The organism is Rhodococcus sp. LB1, assembly GCF_001583455.1.
GTDB classification, from domain to species: domain Bacteria; phylum Actinomycetota; class Actinomycetes; order Mycobacteriales; family Mycobacteriaceae; genus Rhodococcus_F; species Rhodococcus_F opacus.
In genome coordinates, this window is sequence record NZ_LTCZ01000398.1 from 54,532 (window position 1) to 54,794 (window position 263).

1 pseudogene is annotated in these 263 nt (G+C 67.3%); it reads left to right on the top strand.

From position 1 onward, the window contains the following. Positions 1–263 (top strand): annotated as a pseudogene (locus AZG88_RS54655) (acyl-CoA dehydrogenase family protein); the annotation flags it as partial.

Sequence of the window (263 nt, forward strand, 5' to 3'; positions counted from 1 at the left end):
AAGACCGATCCGAAGGCCGGTGCCAAGGGGGTGGCGCTGCTGATCGTGGATCTGCGGGACTGCCCCGGGTTCGCTGTCGGGCGGGTGTTGGACAAGGTCGGTCAGCACGGCGCCGACACGTCGGAGTTGTCGTTCACCGATGTGCGGGTGCCGGTGTCGAATCTGCTCGGCGAGGAGGGGCAGGGTTTCGGGCAGCTGATGGCGCAGCTGGTGCAGGAGCGGTTGATCATCGGCGCGCAGGCATCCGGTGCGATGACTCGTGC